Origin of the sequence: Pseudonocardia sp. ICBG1034, from assembly GCF_020131375.1 — a bacterium.
GTDB lineage: Bacteria > Actinomycetota > Actinomycetes > Mycobacteriales > Pseudonocardiaceae > Pseudonocardia > Pseudonocardia alni.
Window position 1 is genome coordinate 377,125 of the sequence record NZ_JAHLEK010000017.1, and the last position, 14,093, is coordinate 391,217.

The following is a 14,093-nucleotide window of genomic DNA, read 5'->3' on the forward strand; positions in this document are numbered from 1 at the left end:
GGATCCCTTCCGGGACGACGATCACCGCTGCCGGTCCGGGGCCGGTCACGCTGCGGCGGCCAGGACCTCACGGACACGGCGCACGACGAGCTCCGGTGCTCCGGTCAGGTCCGCCCAGGTGAACCGCAGCAGGACCCACCCGGCGGTGCCGAGCGCGTTGCCCTTGCGCCGGTCCGCGGCGAAGCGGTCGGCGCATGCGACGAGGAGCTCCCCATCCCCGGTTCCCGCGGGCACCCATGTGCCGGCAGTAGGCCGCGTGCAGCTCGGCGAAGCCGACGTGACGTTGCAGGGCGCGGTCGAGGAAGCGAGGTCCCGCCACCGGGGCGGCCTCGAGCACGGTGCACGTCGGCGGCTCGTCGAGCATCCGGTGCCAGAACGCGGCTGCGGGTCCGCTCAACGTCGCCCACGGACCCGCCCGGAGCGCCGCCGCTCGGACCCTGCTCTCGTGTCCCGGTCGGTGCCCGGCGACCAGGTAGACCCCGGGGTGTATCACGCACCATGCCCCGGTCGACGCCCGGCGGGCGACGGTGCGCCCCGGCCGGGCCCGTTCGCTCCGTTCCGGTGGCGATCGCGAACCGCATCCCCGTGGTGATCGAGGACTCGGAAGGGATCGGTGCCGGCAGTGGCACCGATCCCTTCCGGATCTCCGATCATGGTCGGGCCCGTCGGAGTCCGGCACCGTCGGCCGCGGTGTGGCCGACGCCGACAGGAGGCCCGGCCTCAGACCCCTGCGGCGTCCTGCCGGGCCAGCTCGGCCACCAGCGCGTCGGCCACGGACCGCAGCTTCGGCACGGCGGAGTCGAGGAGCGCGTCGGTCATCCGGGTCGTCGGGCCGGAGATGGACACCGCGGCGGGCAGCGGCCCGTCGAGCGCGACGGCGACGCACCGCACCCCCAGCTCCTGCTCGCCCTCGTCGACGGCGTACCCGGCGGCACGGACCTTGTCGAGCTCGGCGAAGTACTCCTCGGGCGAGGTGATCGTGTTGTCGGTGTGCCGCACGAAGTCGGTGTGCCGCAGCACCTCCCGTGCCCGCTCGACCGGCATCCGGGACAGCAGCGCCTTCCCGACGGCGGTGCAGTGCGGCGACACCCGTCGCCCGACCTCGGTGAACATCCGCATCGAGTGACGGCCGGGCTCCTGGGCGACGTAGACGACCTGGTTCCCCTCCAGCAGCGCCAGGTTGGCGCTCTCCCCCAGGTCGTCGACCAGGCCGGCGAGCCGCGGGCGCGCCCACATGCCCACCAGGCGTCCGGCGGTGTCGCCGAGGCGCACCAGGCGGGGGCCGAGGGCGTACTCGCGCGAGGACTGCTGGCGGACGTAGCCGCGCCCGGCCAGGGTCCGGACGAGCCGGTGGATGGTCGGCAGCGGGAGCCCGGAGGTGGCCGCGAGGTGGGACAGGCTGACCGTGCCGCCCGCGTCGGCCATCGCCTCCAGCAGGTCCACAGCCCGTTCCACGGACTGCACGGTCCCCGAGCGGGCGGGTGCCGCCGCGGCGACGTCCGCGGCGGCACCGACGCGACTGTCGGGATCGTTCTTCCGCATGACGGAAGTCTAGCCCTGCTCGGGCGGTGCGGCCGGGACCTCGGTGCCGCCGGGGGCGCCGGGCGCACCCGTCACCCGCTCCACCGAGCCGCGGCGCAGCAGCCTGCCGTGCGGCTCACCGGACACGTCGACGTCGCGGCCGCCCAGGACGGTGCGCCGGACCACGCCGGACAGCGACCGGCCGGCGTAGGCGCTCACCTTGTTCTTGTGGTGCAGCCGGTCCGGGTCCACGACGAAGGCGGCGTCGGGGGCGAAGACCGCGAGGTCGGCGTCGTAGCCGAGCGCGATCCGGCCCTTGGAACGCAGCCCGACCAGGTCGGCGGGCTTCGACGCCATCCACTGCACCACCTGCGCGAGCCCGATGCCGCGCCGGCGGGCCTCGCTCCACACCAGCGACAGCCCCAGCTGCAGCGACGACACCCCGCCCCAGGCGAGCCCGAAGTCCCCGGAGTCGAGCAACTTCAGCTCGGCGGTGCTGGGCGAGTGGTCGCTGACGATGCAGTCGATCGTCCCGTCGAGCAGCCCCTCCCACAGCAGTTCCCGGTTCGACGCCTCGCGGATCGGCGGGCAGCACTTGTGCGTGGTGGCGCCGTCGGGGATCTCCTCGGCGAACAGCGTCAGGTAGTGCGGGCAGGTCTCGGCGGTGATCCGGACGCCGTCGCGCCGCGCGGTCGCGATCATCGGGAGCGCGTCGGAGGAGGACACGTGCAGCACGTGCGCGCGCGCCCCGGTCCAGCGGGCCCGCTCGATGACCTCGGCGATCGCCAGGTTCTCCGCGCCGCGCGGGCGCGAGCGCAGGAAGGTGTCGTACTTCGCGCCGTGCGGGGTGGGGGCCTTCTCGATGGCCCGGGAGTCCTCGGCGTGCACGATCATGACGGCGTCGAAGGTGGCCAGCTCGGCCATGTCGCGTTCCATCTCGTCGGCGTCGAGCGGCGGGAACTCGTCGACGCCGGAGTGCAGCAGGAAGCACTTGAACCCGAAGACGCCCTCGTCGTGCAGGCCGCGCAGGTCACCGAGGTTGCCGGGCACGGCGCCGCCCCAGAACCCGACGTCGACGAACGCCTGGTGCTCGGCGACCTTGCGCTTCACCTCCAGCGCCGCGACGTCGACGGTCGGCGGGATCGAGTTCAGCGGCATGTCGACGATCGTGGTGACCCCGCCCGCCGCTGCGGCCCGGGTCGCCGAGGCGAAGCCCTCCCACTCGGTGCGGCCGGGCTCGTTGACGTGCACGTGGGTGTCGACGAGCCCGGGCAGCAGCACCTCGTCGTCGGCGAGGTCGACCACCCGGGCCCCGTCGAGGCCGTTGCCGAGCGGCTCGATGGCGACGATCCGCCCGCCGGTCACGCCGATCTCGCGGGGCTGCTCGCCCGCCGTGGTCATGATCCGCTTCCCGCGGACCACCAGGTCGTAGCTGGTCATGACATCTCCAGGGGGAATCCGGTGATCTTCTTGGTACGGGGTGCCGCGTAGGTACGGCTCGTCGAGGTGGTCAGGCCGAGCCGGACCAGCGACTCGGCGACGGTGACCGCGGCCTGCACCCCGTCGACGACGGGCACCCCCGTCTCGGCGCGCACCTTCGCATCCAGCCCGGCCATGCCGCCGCAGCCCAGGCAGATCACCTCGGCGTGGTCCTGCTCGACCGCGGCCCGGGCCTGCTCGACGATCGCGGCGACCGCACGGTCCGGGTCCTGCTCGAGCTCCAGCACCGCGAGCCCGGAGGCGCGCACCGAGGCGCAGCGCCGGTCCAGCCCGGCCAGCAGCAGGCGGTCGGAGATCAGCGGCACGGTGCGGTCCAGGGTGGTCACCACCGAGTAGCGGTGGCCGAGGTACATCGCGGTGGTCGCGGCGGCCTCGGTGATGTCGACGACGGGCACGTCGAGCATCTCCTGCAGACCCTCGCGGCCGTGCTCGCCGTAGCCGGCCTGGATCACCGCGTCGAACCGCTCGCCGGAGGCGGCGTAGCGCGCGACGGCGTCGGCGACCCCGACCGCGGCCAGGTAGCTCTCCAGGTTGCCCTCGACCGACTCGGCGCCGAACCGGGGCGTCAGCCCGACGATCTCGGTGCCCGGCGCCGCGACGGAGCGGGCGGAGGCGGCGATGGCCTCCGTCACCGACCCGGTGGTGTTGACGTTGACGACGACGACGCGCATCAGTGCCCCCCGGTCGGTGCGACGGCCAGCGACTCCCCGGGGACCGCGCGGTAGGTCCGTCCGCGCGGGGCGACGAGCACGGTCAGCAGCGCCGCGATCCCGGCGCCGAGGAACCAGCTGAACGGCGCGACCGGCTCCAGCGCGGGGACGAACCCGACGGCGACGGCGACCACCGCGGACGGCACGAACACCGCGACCGCGCGCCGGTTGATCCCGCCGCGGTAGTGGTAGGCGCCGGTGCTCGCCTCGGTGTAGAGCGCGGGGACGTCGATGCGTCCGCGCCGCACCAGCCAGTAGTCGGCCATCACGATCCCGAACAGCGGGCCGAGCAGCGCGCCGAGCACACCCAGGAAGTAGGTGATCACCACCGGGGAGTCGTACAGGTTCCAGGGCAGGATGATCAGACCGATCAGCGCGCTCACCACCCCGGCCCGGCGGAAGTCGAGCACCCGCGGGAACAGGTTCGACAGGGCGTAGCAGGGGGCCACGAAGTTCGCCATCAGGTTGACCGCGATCGTCAGGATCAGCAGCGCCGCGGAGGCGACCAGCAGCAGCGGGGTGTTGGGGATGGTGTTGACGACGTCGGCCGGGCTGGAGATCACCTGGCCGCCGATCCGCAGCTGGCCGCCCGCCAGCACCACGACGACGACACCGAAGAACATCGTGTTCGGCAGGATCCCCCAGAAGCTGCCACGCCGGACCGCTCCGGTGGACACCGCGCCGCGGGTGAAGTCGCAGAAGTTGAGGACGAAGGTGCCGTAGATCGCCGTCCACAGCGACGCCCCGGCGAGGATCTGGACCCACATCGCCCCGCCGGTCAGCGGCTCGGGCACCGACAGCGCGATGTCGCCACCGGTCTGCCACAGCACCCAGCCCGCGAGCACCGCGAGGGTCACCAGCACGATCGGGCCGGCGACGGCCTCGTAGCGGCGGATGCCGTCCATGCCGCGCAGCAGGATCGCCACCTGCACGACCCACAGGACGACGAAGCAGATCCAGCCCAGCACCGACAGCCCCAGGAACGACACCTGCTCCAGCGCACCGGCCGACGGCGCCACGGCCAGGACCATCACGACGAGCACCCGGGTGGCGAGGTAGGTCTGGATGCCGAACCAGGCGATCGCGACCGCGCCCCGGACCAGGGCCGGGAGCTGGGCACCGCGCACGCCGAAGGCGATCCGGCTCATCACCGGGAACGGCAGCCCGGTGCGGTAGCCCATGTACCCGGCGACGGTGAGCAGCACGAACAGCACCAGCGCGCCGATGCCGAGCGAGACCAGGATCTGCCAGGCGCCGAGGCCGAGCGCGAACAGGCCGAGCGCGAAGCCGTAGTTGCCCAGGCTGTGCACGTCGACGGCCCACAGGGTGAAGATGTTGTAGGCCTTCCACGACCGTCCCTCGACGGTGGTCGGCGCGAGGTCGCGGTTGTAGAGCCGGGGGCTCGGTGCGTCGGCGCCGTCCTGCGTGACGGGTACGGCGGCCACCCGCTCACCGGTCGGCGCTGCTGCGGATCGGTCGCTCGTTCCGGGTCCCGTCATCGGGGCCACCTCGGTTCCCACGTCGTGGCGCGTCCAACGTAACGCGCTGATTTCCGCGATGTGAAACGAATCTCTTACCTAGCGGAATCAAGTTATGGCGCCGGTCACGCGAGCGTCAAGGGGTCGCCGCCGACGGCGATGCTTGACAGCCCTCCGATGCCGTGGTCCGATTCACATCGCACAACGGAATCACTTTTCCGCATTGCGGAATGATCGGAGGCTCCGGTGACTGCCCTCTTCTGTTCCGGTGACGCGATGCGCGGCGGCCGGCTCCACCACAACGTGTCCGCCCACCCGTTCCTGGGCGGGGTCCGGACCGCTCCGCACTACCGCATGTACTCGGTACGCGACCAGTTCCCGGCCCTGCTGGAGGACCCCTCCGGCGGCGTGCCGCTGGCCGGGGAGATCTACGACGTCCCGCTCTCGGCGATCCGCACCGACTTCCTCCCCGACGAGCCGCCGGAGCTCGAGCTCACCGTCATCGAGCTCGACGACGGCCGCGACGTCCTCGCCGTCGGGCTGCGGCCCGGTGTGCTGGAGCGCCAGCGCGACGAGCTCACCGACATCACCGCCCACGGCGGGTGGCGGGCCTACCGGGGACTGCCCGAGCCCGCCTGAGGACCGAGGAGGCCCCTGAAGTGCGCTACACCGTCAACTGCTCCATCGTGTTCCCCGACCTGCCGCTGCTCGACCGGCCCGCGGCCGCCGCGGCGGCCGGCTTCGACGCCGTCGAGTTCTGGTGGCCGTTCACCGACTCCGTGCCCGGCGACCACGATGTCGACGCCTTCGTCACCGCCGTCGCCGACGCCGGCGTCACCCTCACCGGGCTCAACTTCACCGCGGGCGACATGCCCGCGGGCGAGCGCGGCATCCTGTCCGACCCGGCCCGCGCGAGCGAGTTCGCCGACAACGTCGCCGTCGCCGTCGGCATCGGCGAGCGGCTCGGCACGCTCGGCTTCAACGCCCTCCACGGCAACCGGCGCGACGACCTGGACCCGCGCGTCCAGGACGAGACCGCCGTCCGCAGCCTCGCACTGGCCGCCGACGCGGCCGCCCGCATCGGCGCGGTCGCGCTGCTCGAACCGGTCAGCGGCGTCGACGCCTACCCCCTGAAGACCGCCGACGACGCCGTCGCCGTGCTCGACCGGGTCGGGTCGCCGCACCTGCGGCTGCTGCTCGACGTCTACCACCTCGCTGTGAACGGCGACGACCCCGCGGCCGCGATCGACCGCCACGCCGACCGGATCGGCCACGTCCAGATCGCCGACGCCCCCGGCCGCGGCGAACCCGGCACCGGGGACCTGCCGATCGGCGACCTGCTCGCCCGGGTCGCCGCCGCCGGCTACGACGGCCCGGTCAGCCTCGAGTACAAGCCCGTCACCGCCGACCCGTTCGGCTGGCTGACCAGGGAAGGAGCCTCCGCATGAGCGCCATCGCCTTCGTCGGCCTCGGGATCATGGGCGGCCCGATGGCCCGCCACCTCGTGAAGGCCGGGCACGACGTCGTCGGCCACAACCGGAGCCCGGAGAAGGCCGAGGCCCTCGCCGCCGACGGCGGCCGGGCCGCCGCGACGGTCACCGAGGCGGTGACCGGCGCCGACGTGGTCGCGCTGATGCTGCCCGACTCCCCCGACGTCGTCGACGTCTGCACCCGGGACGGCGGCGTGTTCGACACCGCGGAGCCCGGCACCCTGGTGGTGGACTTCTCCACGATCCGCCCCGACGTCGCCCGTGACCTCGCCGCCCGCGCGGCCGAGCGCGGCCTGCGGATGCTCGACGCCCCGGTCTCCGGCGGCCAGGCGGGCGCCGAGAACGCCGCCCTGTCGATCATGGTCGGCGGGGAGGAGGCCGATGTGGCCGCCGCCCGCCCGCTGCTCGACGCCGTCGGGAGCACCGTCGTGCACGTCGGCCCGTCCGGGGCCGGGCAGACCGTGAAGGCCGCGAACCAGCTGATCGTCGCCGGGAACATCGCCCTGCTCGCCGAGGCGATCGAGTTCCTGCGTGCGCACGGCGCCGACCTCGACGCCGCCGTCCGTGTGCTCGGCGGCGGGCTCGCCGGATCGAAGGTTCTCGACCAGAAGGCCCCGAAGATGCTGGCCGGGGACTACGCCCCCGGCTTCCGGATCGACCTGCACCACAAGGACATGGGCATCGTCGCCGACTCCGCCCGCGAGGCCGGGGTGGTCGCCCCGGTGGCCGCGCTCGTCGCCCAGCTCGTCGCCGCCACCCGGGCCGCCGGAGACGGCGGCCTCGACCACTCCGCCCTGCACCGCACCGTCCGCCGCCTGAACGGGGAGTCGTCATGACCCGGATGACCGCGGCCGAGGCCGCCGTCCGCATCCTGGAGGCCGAGGGTGCCACGCAGGCGTTCGGCGTGCCGGGTGCGGCGATCAACCCCTTCTACGCCGCGATGCGCGCCCGCGGCACGATCGGCCACGTCCTGGCCCGCCACGTCGAGGGCGCCTCGCACATGGCCGAGGGCTTCACCCGCGCGCGCCCGGGGAACATCGGCGTCTGCATCGGCACCTCCGGCCCGGCGGGCACCGACATGGTGACCGGGCTGTACTCGGCGTCGGCGGACTCGATCCCGATCCTGGCGATCACCGGGCAGGCGCCGGTCGCGCGGCTGCACAAGGAGGACTTCCAGGCCGTCGACATCGCGGCCATCGCGGCACCGGTCACCAAGATGGCGATGACCGTGCGCGAGGCCGCGCAGGTGCCGGGCGCGTTCGCCCAGGCGTTCCACCTCATGCGGTCCGGCCGGCCCGGTCCCGTGCTGATCGACCTGCCGATCGACGTGCAGCAGACCGTCATCGACTTCGACCCCGACACCTACGCCCCGCTGCCGGTGCACCGCCCCGCGATGACCGGCCCGCAGGCGTCGCGGGTGCTGGACCTGCTCGCCGAGGGCGAACGGCCGCTGATCGTCGCGGGCGGCGGCATCGTCAACGCCGACGCCTCCGCCGAGCTCGTCGAGCTGGCCGAGATCCTCGGCGTCCCGGTCGTGCCGACCCTGATGGGCTGGGGCACGATCCCCGACGACCACCCGCTCGCCGCGGGGATGGTCGGGCTGCAGACCGCGCACCGCTACGGCAACGCCACCTTCCTGGCCTCCGACGTCGTCGTCGGGATCGGGAACCGCTGGGCTAACCGGCACACCGGTGGGCTGGACACCTACCGGCGCGGGCGCCGGTTCGTGCACGTCGACATCGAGCCCACCCAGATCGGGCGGGTGTTCGCCCCCGACTACGGCGTGGTCTCCGACGCCGGGGCCGCGCTGCGCGCCCTGCTGGCCGAGGCCCGCCGCCGCCGCGACGCCGGGACGCTGCCGGACCGCAGCGCGTGGGCGGAGTCGTGCCGCGAGCGGAAGGCGACGCTGCTGCGACGCACCGACTTCGGCTGCGTCCCCATCAAGCCGCAGCGGGTCTACCAGGAGATGAACCGGGTCTTCGGCCCGGAGACCCGCTACGTGACGACGATCGGGCTGTCCCAGATCGCGGCCGGCCAGTTCCTGCACGTCTACCGGCCCCGGCACTGGGTCAACTGCGGCCAGGCCGGACCGCTCGGCTGGACCATCCCGGCCGCGCTGGGCGCCGTCGTCGCCGACCCGTCGACCCCGGTCGTCGCGCTCTCGGGCGACTACGACTTCCAGTTCATGCTGGAGGAGCTCGCGGTCGGCGCCCAGTTCGGACTGCCCTATGTGCACGTCGTGGTCAACAACTCCTACCTGGGCCTGATCCGGCAGGCGCAGCGCGCGTTCGACATGGACTTCCAGGTCTCACTGGCCTTCGACAACATGCACGCCGACGAGGAGCTGACCGGGCTGCCCAAGGGCTACGGCGTCGACCACGTCCGCGTCGCGGAGGGGCTGGGCTGCGTGGGGCTGCGGGTCACCGAGCCCGACGAGATCGCCACGACCCTGCGCCGGGCGTCGCAGCTGGCCTCGGAGCACAAGGTGCCCGTCGTGGTCGAGGTGGTGCTGGAGCGGGTCACGAACATCGCGATGGGCACCGAGATCGACGCCGTCACCGAGTTCGAGGACCTCGCCGAGACCCCCGCCGACGCCCCGACCGCGCTGGCCCACCGCCGGTGAGCGCGATCCTGCTGGCCCCGGACAAGTTCAAGGGCTCGCTGGACGCCGCCGCCGTCGCCGACGCGCTCGCGGCCGGGATCGCCGACGTCGACCCGGGCCGTCCGGTGCGCCGCTGCCCGGTCGCCGACGGCGGCGAGGGCACCGTCGCCGCGGCGCTCGCCGCCGGGTGGGAGCCGGTCACGACCGCCGCGACCGGCCCCACCGGGGCTCCGCTGACGGCCGTCTGGGCCCGCGACGGCGTGTCCGCGCTGGTGGAGCTGGCCTCGACGGCCGGGCTCGCGGTCCTGCCCGACGGGGAACGTGCCCCGGGCGGCGCGGGCACCGAGGGGCTCGGCACCGTGCTCGCCGCGGTGCTCGACGCCGGGTGCACCGACGTCGTCGTCGGGCTCGGGGGCAGTGCCACCACCGACGGCGGCGCCGGGCTGCTGCGCGGGCTCGGCGCCCGGGTCCTGGACGCCGGTGGCGCCGAGGTCGGGCGGGGCGGCGCGGCGCTGGCCCGTGCCGACCGGCTCGACCTCGCCGGGCTGCACCCACGGCTGCGGGACCCGGCCGTACGGGTCCGGCTCGCCGCCGACGTCGACAACCCGCTGCTCGGCCCGCACGGCGCCGCGGCCGTCTACGGCCCGCAGAAGGGCGCCGACGCCGCCGGGGTCGCCGCGCTCGACGACGCGCTGGCCCGCTGGGTGCGGGTGCTCGCCGCCGCCACCGGCACCGACGCCGACACGCTCGCCGCGGCGCGCGGCGCCGGTGCCGCGGGCGGGGCGGGGCTCGCGCTGACCGCCGTCTGCGGGGCGCGCGTCGCACCCGGTGTCGGTACGGTCCTGGAGCTGACCGGCTTCGGCGACGAGCTGGCCGGCGCCGGTCTCGTCGTCACCGGGGAGGGCAGGCTGGACGCCCAGACCCTGCACGGCAAGGCCCCGGCCGGGGTCGCCGCCGCCGCCCGCGCGGCCGGGACCCCGGTCGTCGCCGTCGCCGGGCAGGTGACCCTCGGCCCAGTCGCGCTGCGGGCCGCGGGTTTCGTCGCGACCTACGCCCTCACCGACACCGCCCTCGACCACCGCGACGCGGTCGACCGCGCCGCCGAGCTGCTGCGTCTGCTCGGCGCCCGGATCGCCACCGACCACCCGTCCCCCACCCGCCCGATGATCAGGAGCAGACCGTGACCGACCCCTCGCTCATCGACCTCGCCTCCCGCGCGCTCGGCGGCTCGGTCGTCGCCGCGAACGACGAGTTCTTCGCCCAGCGCGAGAACCTCATCACCGCCGCCCCGCCCCGCTTCGACCCCGACGAGTTCGGTCTGAAGGGCAAGGTCTACGACGGCTGGGAGACCCGGCGCCGCCGCGAGCCCGGCCACGACTGGGCCCTGGTCCGCCTGGGCGCGCCGGGCGTGGTGGACCACGTCGTCGTCGACACCTCCTGGTTCAGGGGCAACTACCCGCCGGAGATCGCCGTCGAGGCGACCGCCGTCGACGGCCACCCCTCCCCCGACGAGCTGGAGAAGGCGCCCTGGCACGAGATCGTGCCGCGCTCGGCGTGCGCCGGGCACACCGCCAACGTCTATCCGGTGACCGACACCCGCCGGGCCACCCACCTGCGGCTGATCATGCACCCGGACGGCGGGATCGCCCGGTTCCGGGTGCTCGGCCGGGTGCTGCCCGACCCGCGTTTCCTCGAGGGCACCGTGGACCTGCTCGCGGCGGAGAACGGGGGCCACGTCACCGGCTGCTCCGACGAGTTCTACTCCTCCCCCGGCAACCTGCTGCTGCCCGGGAAGGCGCGGCACATGGGCGAGGGCTGGGAGAACGCGCGGCGCCGCGACGGCGGCAACGACTGGGTCGAGTTCGCGCTCGCCGCGGGCGGGGTCCCGCGGCACGTGGAGGTCGACACGACCTGGTTCGTCGGGAACGCGCCGGGCTGGGTCTCCATCAGCACCCGCGACGAGCGCACCGGCGGGTCGTGGACGGTGCTGCGCGACCGCGAGCGGGTGCAGCCCGACACCCGGCACCGGTTCCTGCTGCCCGGCGCCGCACCGGCCACCCACCTGCGTCTGGACGTGTTCCCCGACGGCGGGCTGTCCCGGCTGCGGTGCTGGGGCGAGCTCGACGAGGACGGCGCGGCCGCCGTGCGCCGCGCCCTCGACGCGGCGGGCTGACGGCCCCGGGGCCGGTCGGGTCAGGTACCGGCGGAGACCGGCCTGCCACCCGTGCGGTCGTCGCCGGCCCGGCGCGGTCCGGGCACGGTCCCGGCTCCGGCGGCGGTGTCGGCACGGGCCGCGGTCAGCGTCCGGACGGCGACCTCGGCGGAGGGGAAGGCGCTGCAGCGCTGCAGGACCTGGCGGGCGCGCAGCGGCAGCAGCTCCGCCCGGCCGCCGCACCCGGCCAGGTGCAGACGCACGCCGTCGGCACGCGAGCGGGCGACGACCGCACCGAGCCGCTCGGTGGCGGGCCCGTCGAAGGCGTTGACCCCGGAGAGGTCGACGACGACGTGACCCGGGGTCCGACCGCACCGCGCCTGCGCGTCGAGCATCCGCGCCAGCGCCTCCACTCCCGCACGGTCCAGCCGCCCGGACACCCGGACCAGCCGCACCCCCGGTCCCGCCGTCTCGACCGCCAGTCCGATCGCCGTCTGCCCCGCCACGTCCGCCTCCTCGCCGCGCCGGGCCCGCCCGGGCCCGGATACGCGCGGCCTTCCCGGTGCTCCGGGGTCTACACGCACACGGGCGGCTTGATCGATACCGTCGCCCGGTTCGGGGAAACCGGACCAATCCGGCCGCCCCGCGTGATATACATCACCTCGCGTGAGCCGCCGGCCTCCCACCGGCACGCACCCGCCTCGTCACGGGCCACGCACCCCGAGGACCCACCACCCGTCGCTGGGGAGCGGACGGGTGGTCACCCCGGCCGGGGCCGGCGGATTCGGGACCGCCGACCCCGGCCGACTCGGCCCCACCCACCACCGTCCGGGGCGGTCGCACGGCCCCGTCGAAGGTCAGGCCGGACGGTGCCCCGGCGCGGGTGCGGGCCTGCCGTGGGCACGCGGCAGGCGCGGCGGGACACCGGCCCGCTCGGCGGGGTGCAGCCGGTCCGCACCGATCGCGGGCCGGACCGGCACCGGGCGCAGCCGGCCACGCGCCGCGGCCGTGAGCACCTCGACGACGGCCTCGAACGACGGGTACCGCCCGTCGGGCAGCGGGAGGAGCTGCTGGCGGACCACGCCGCTCACCCCCCACGCCTCGGCCTCGGCGAGGACCTGCCAGCGGTGGGCGGGCCAGCGCAGACCGGCCAGCACGCGTCCGAGGTTCTCGCGCAGCCGCTCCAGGTCACCCGATGACACCGGCAGCGGGTCGACCGGCGACAGCGCGGTCCGGGCGGCCGGCACCGGCGTGGGGACCGGGCGCAGCGCGCGTCCCGGCACGGGGGGTGCGCTCACGCGGCCCACCCCGTCTCCAGCTCGGGCTGCTGCGCCCCGCTGCACGCCGGATCACCGTCGAGGTGCCGGTAGGAGAAGGCGGGCCTCTCCAGCGGGGTCGCGGGGTCGGAGTGCCGGAAGATCCGACAGACCGAGCCGTCCGCGACCGACGACCAGCATCGTTCGCAGATGCGGAGCCGGGGAGTGTTCTGCTGCACGATCCACCGCCTGGGGCGATTCCGGGACCCTGCCCGCCCGCCCCGTTCCGGTCGACGTCCGCAGGTCGGCAAGGTCATCTGCATCGAGTGTGGTGTACGACATATCGACGCGCCACTCGTGGGCGTGTACCGGCGTCCGCTCCGCGGAGCCGACGTTTGCGGCACGGGGCGCCCGGGAACTGTTCAGGTCCCCTCCGCGCGGTAGCGCTGCTCCAGCTCGCGGACCTCCCCGATCCCGGCGAGCTCGGCGAACGCGTCGAGGCCGCCGAGCCGGTCGATCAGCGACGCCGGGGTGCCCTCGGCCCGCAGCCGCTCCAGCAGCTCCCGCATCCCGGCCGTCGCCGCGAGCAGGGTGCCCACGGGGAACAGGACCAGGGCGAACCCGAGCTCGGCGAGCCGGTCGCGCGACAGCGGCGGGGTGCGGCCGCCCTCGGCCCAGTTGAACACCAGCCGGTGCCCGGCCAGCGCGGTCGCGACGGTCTCGATGTCGCGCTCGGACGTCGGCGCCTCCACGAACAGCAGGTCGGCGCCGGCGTCGGCGAACCGGCGGGCCCGCTCGATCGCCGCGTCCAGCCCGTCGACGGCGGCGGCGTCGGTCCGCGCGATCACCAGCAGGTCCGGGTCGGTGCGGGCGTCGACGGCGGCCCGCACCTTCGCGGCCATCTCCGCGGCGGGCACCACCTGCTTGCCCGCGAGGTGCCCGCACCGCTTGGGCATGACCTGGTCCTCCAGGTGCAGCGCGGCGACCCCGGCCCGCTCGTAGTCGCGGACGGTGCGGATGACGTTGAGCGGGTTGCCGTAGCCGGTGTCCGCGTCGGCGATGAGCGGCAGATCGACGGCGTCGGCCAGCCTGCCCGCGTGCGCGGCCATCTCCGCACCCCCGAGCAGGCCGACGTCGGGCCGGCCGAGCAGGCCGGCCGTCGTCCCGAACCCGGTCATGTAGACGACGTCGAACCCGGCCTGCTCGACCAGCCGCGCGGACAGCGCGTCGTAGGCGCCGGGGGCGAGCACCGGGGTGCCGGCGTCGAGCAGGGCACGCAGGCGCGCCCGGCGGTTCCCGGGTCGGCTGAGGAGGTCGGCCACGGCGGGGTCCCTTCGTCGAGCTGGATTGTGTACACGCGTCACCCCACTCTGCCCGTCATCCG

At 74.8% G+C, this 14,093-nt stretch carries 15 protein-coding genes; 6 read left to right on the forward strand and 9 right to left on the reverse strand.

The annotated features are described in order from the left end of the window. Nucleotides 1-45 precede the first annotated feature (45 nt). The 5 genes from KPF22_RS16660 to KPF22_RS16680 form a co-directional block, all read right to left on the reverse strand. Nucleotides 46-234, reverse strand: coding sequence for a hypothetical protein (locus KPF22_RS16660; RefSeq protein ID WP_224402617.1), 189 nt, complete (start codon nt 232-234; stop codon nt 46-48). 486 nt (nt 235-720) lie between these two features. Next, nucleotides 721-1,542, reverse strand: coding sequence for an IclR family transcriptional regulator (locus KPF22_RS16665; RefSeq protein WP_208825233.1), 822 nt, complete (start codon nt 1,540-1,542; stop codon nt 721-723). Nucleotides 1,543-1,551: 9 nt separating this feature from the next. Then, on the reverse strand, nt 1,552-2,961 hold the full coding sequence (gene allB / locus KPF22_RS16670; protein WP_224402618.1) for an allantoinase AllB: 1,410 nt from the start codon (nt 2,959-2,961) through the stop codon (nt 1,552-1,554). Continuing rightward, nucleotides 2,958-3,692 carry an aspartate/glutamate racemase family protein gene (locus KPF22_RS16675; protein WP_224402619.1) on the reverse strand — a complete coding sequence of 245 codons (735 nt, stop codon included), beginning with the start codon at nt 3,690-3,692 and terminating at the stop codon, nt 2,958-2,960. The genes allB and KPF22_RS16675 overlap by 4 nt, the downstream gene beginning before the upstream one ends. Next, entirely contained in the window at nt 3,692-5,176 is a 1,485-nt protein-coding gene (locus KPF22_RS16680) for an NCS1 family nucleobase:cation symporter-1 (RefSeq protein ID WP_224402620.1), read from the reverse strand. The genes KPF22_RS16675 and KPF22_RS16680 overlap by 1 nt, the downstream gene beginning before the upstream one ends. Before the next feature lie 279 nt (nt 5,177-5,455). Between KPF22_RS16680 and KPF22_RS16685 the strand changes: the two genes are divergently transcribed. The 6 genes from KPF22_RS16685 to alc are packed head-to-tail and all read left to right on the forward strand — an operon-like array spanning nt 5,456 to nt 11,474. Then, nucleotides 5,456-5,848, forward strand: a complete 393-nt coding sequence (locus tag KPF22_RS16685) for an amidase (protein ID WP_208825226.1) — start codon at nt 5,456-5,458, stop codon at nt 5,846-5,848. Nucleotides 5,849-5,868: 20 nt separating this feature from the next. Beyond that, entirely contained in the window at nt 5,869-6,657 is a 789-nt protein-coding gene (locus KPF22_RS16690; RefSeq protein ID WP_224402621.1) for a hydroxypyruvate isomerase family protein, read from the forward strand. After that, a complete protein-coding gene (locus tag KPF22_RS16695) occupies nt 6,654-7,535 on the forward strand; it encodes an NAD(P)-dependent oxidoreductase (protein ID WP_255624771.1) in 882 nt (293 codons plus the stop codon). The genes KPF22_RS16690 and KPF22_RS16695 overlap by 4 nt, the downstream gene beginning before the upstream one ends. After that, nucleotides 7,532-9,322 (forward strand): glyoxylate carboligase, encoded by a 1,791-nt coding sequence (gcl, locus tag KPF22_RS16700; RefSeq protein WP_208825220.1) that lies wholly within the window; start codon nt 7,532-7,534, stop codon nt 9,320-9,322. The genes KPF22_RS16695 and gcl overlap by 4 nt, the downstream gene beginning before the upstream one ends. Continuing rightward, nucleotides 9,319-10,485, forward strand: coding sequence for a glycerate kinase (locus KPF22_RS16705; protein WP_224402622.1), 1,167 nt, complete (start codon nt 9,319-9,321; stop codon nt 10,483-10,485). The genes gcl and KPF22_RS16705 overlap by 4 nt, the downstream gene beginning before the upstream one ends. Further along, nucleotides 10,482-11,474 carry an allantoicase gene (gene alc / locus KPF22_RS16710; RefSeq protein WP_179759984.1) on the forward strand — a complete coding sequence of 331 codons (993 nt, stop codon included), beginning with the start codon at nt 10,482-10,484 and terminating at the stop codon, nt 11,472-11,474. The genes KPF22_RS16705 and alc overlap by 4 nt, the downstream gene beginning before the upstream one ends. Nucleotides 11,475-11,494: 20 nt before the next feature. On the opposite strand, the gene KPF22_RS16715 is transcribed toward alc, so the two are convergent. From KPF22_RS16715 to KPF22_RS16730, 4 genes are all read right to left on the reverse strand, one after another. After that, the gene (locus KPF22_RS16715; RefSeq protein WP_208825213.1) at nt 11,495-11,959 is read right to left on the reverse strand and encodes a sodium-independent anion transporter; all 465 of its coding nucleotides are present in this window, start codon (nt 11,957-11,959) and stop codon (nt 11,495-11,497) included. 351 nt (nt 11,960-12,310) lie between these two features. Then, entirely contained in the window at nt 12,311-12,751 is a 441-nt protein-coding gene (locus KPF22_RS16720; RefSeq protein ID WP_208825211.1) for a hypothetical protein, read from the reverse strand. Continuing rightward, nucleotides 12,748-12,948, reverse strand: a complete 201-nt coding sequence (locus tag KPF22_RS16725; RefSeq protein WP_062394657.1) for a hypothetical protein — start codon at nt 12,946-12,948, stop codon at nt 12,748-12,750. Before KPF22_RS16725 ends, KPF22_RS16720 begins: the two co-directional genes overlap by 4 nt. Nucleotides 12,949-13,131: 183 nt before the next feature. Then, nucleotides 13,132-14,031 carry an oxaloacetate decarboxylase gene (locus KPF22_RS16730; protein WP_208823616.1) on the reverse strand — a complete coding sequence of 300 codons (900 nt, stop codon included), beginning with the start codon at nt 14,029-14,031 and terminating at the stop codon, nt 13,132-13,134. Nucleotides 14,032-14,093: the final 62 nt, after the last annotated feature.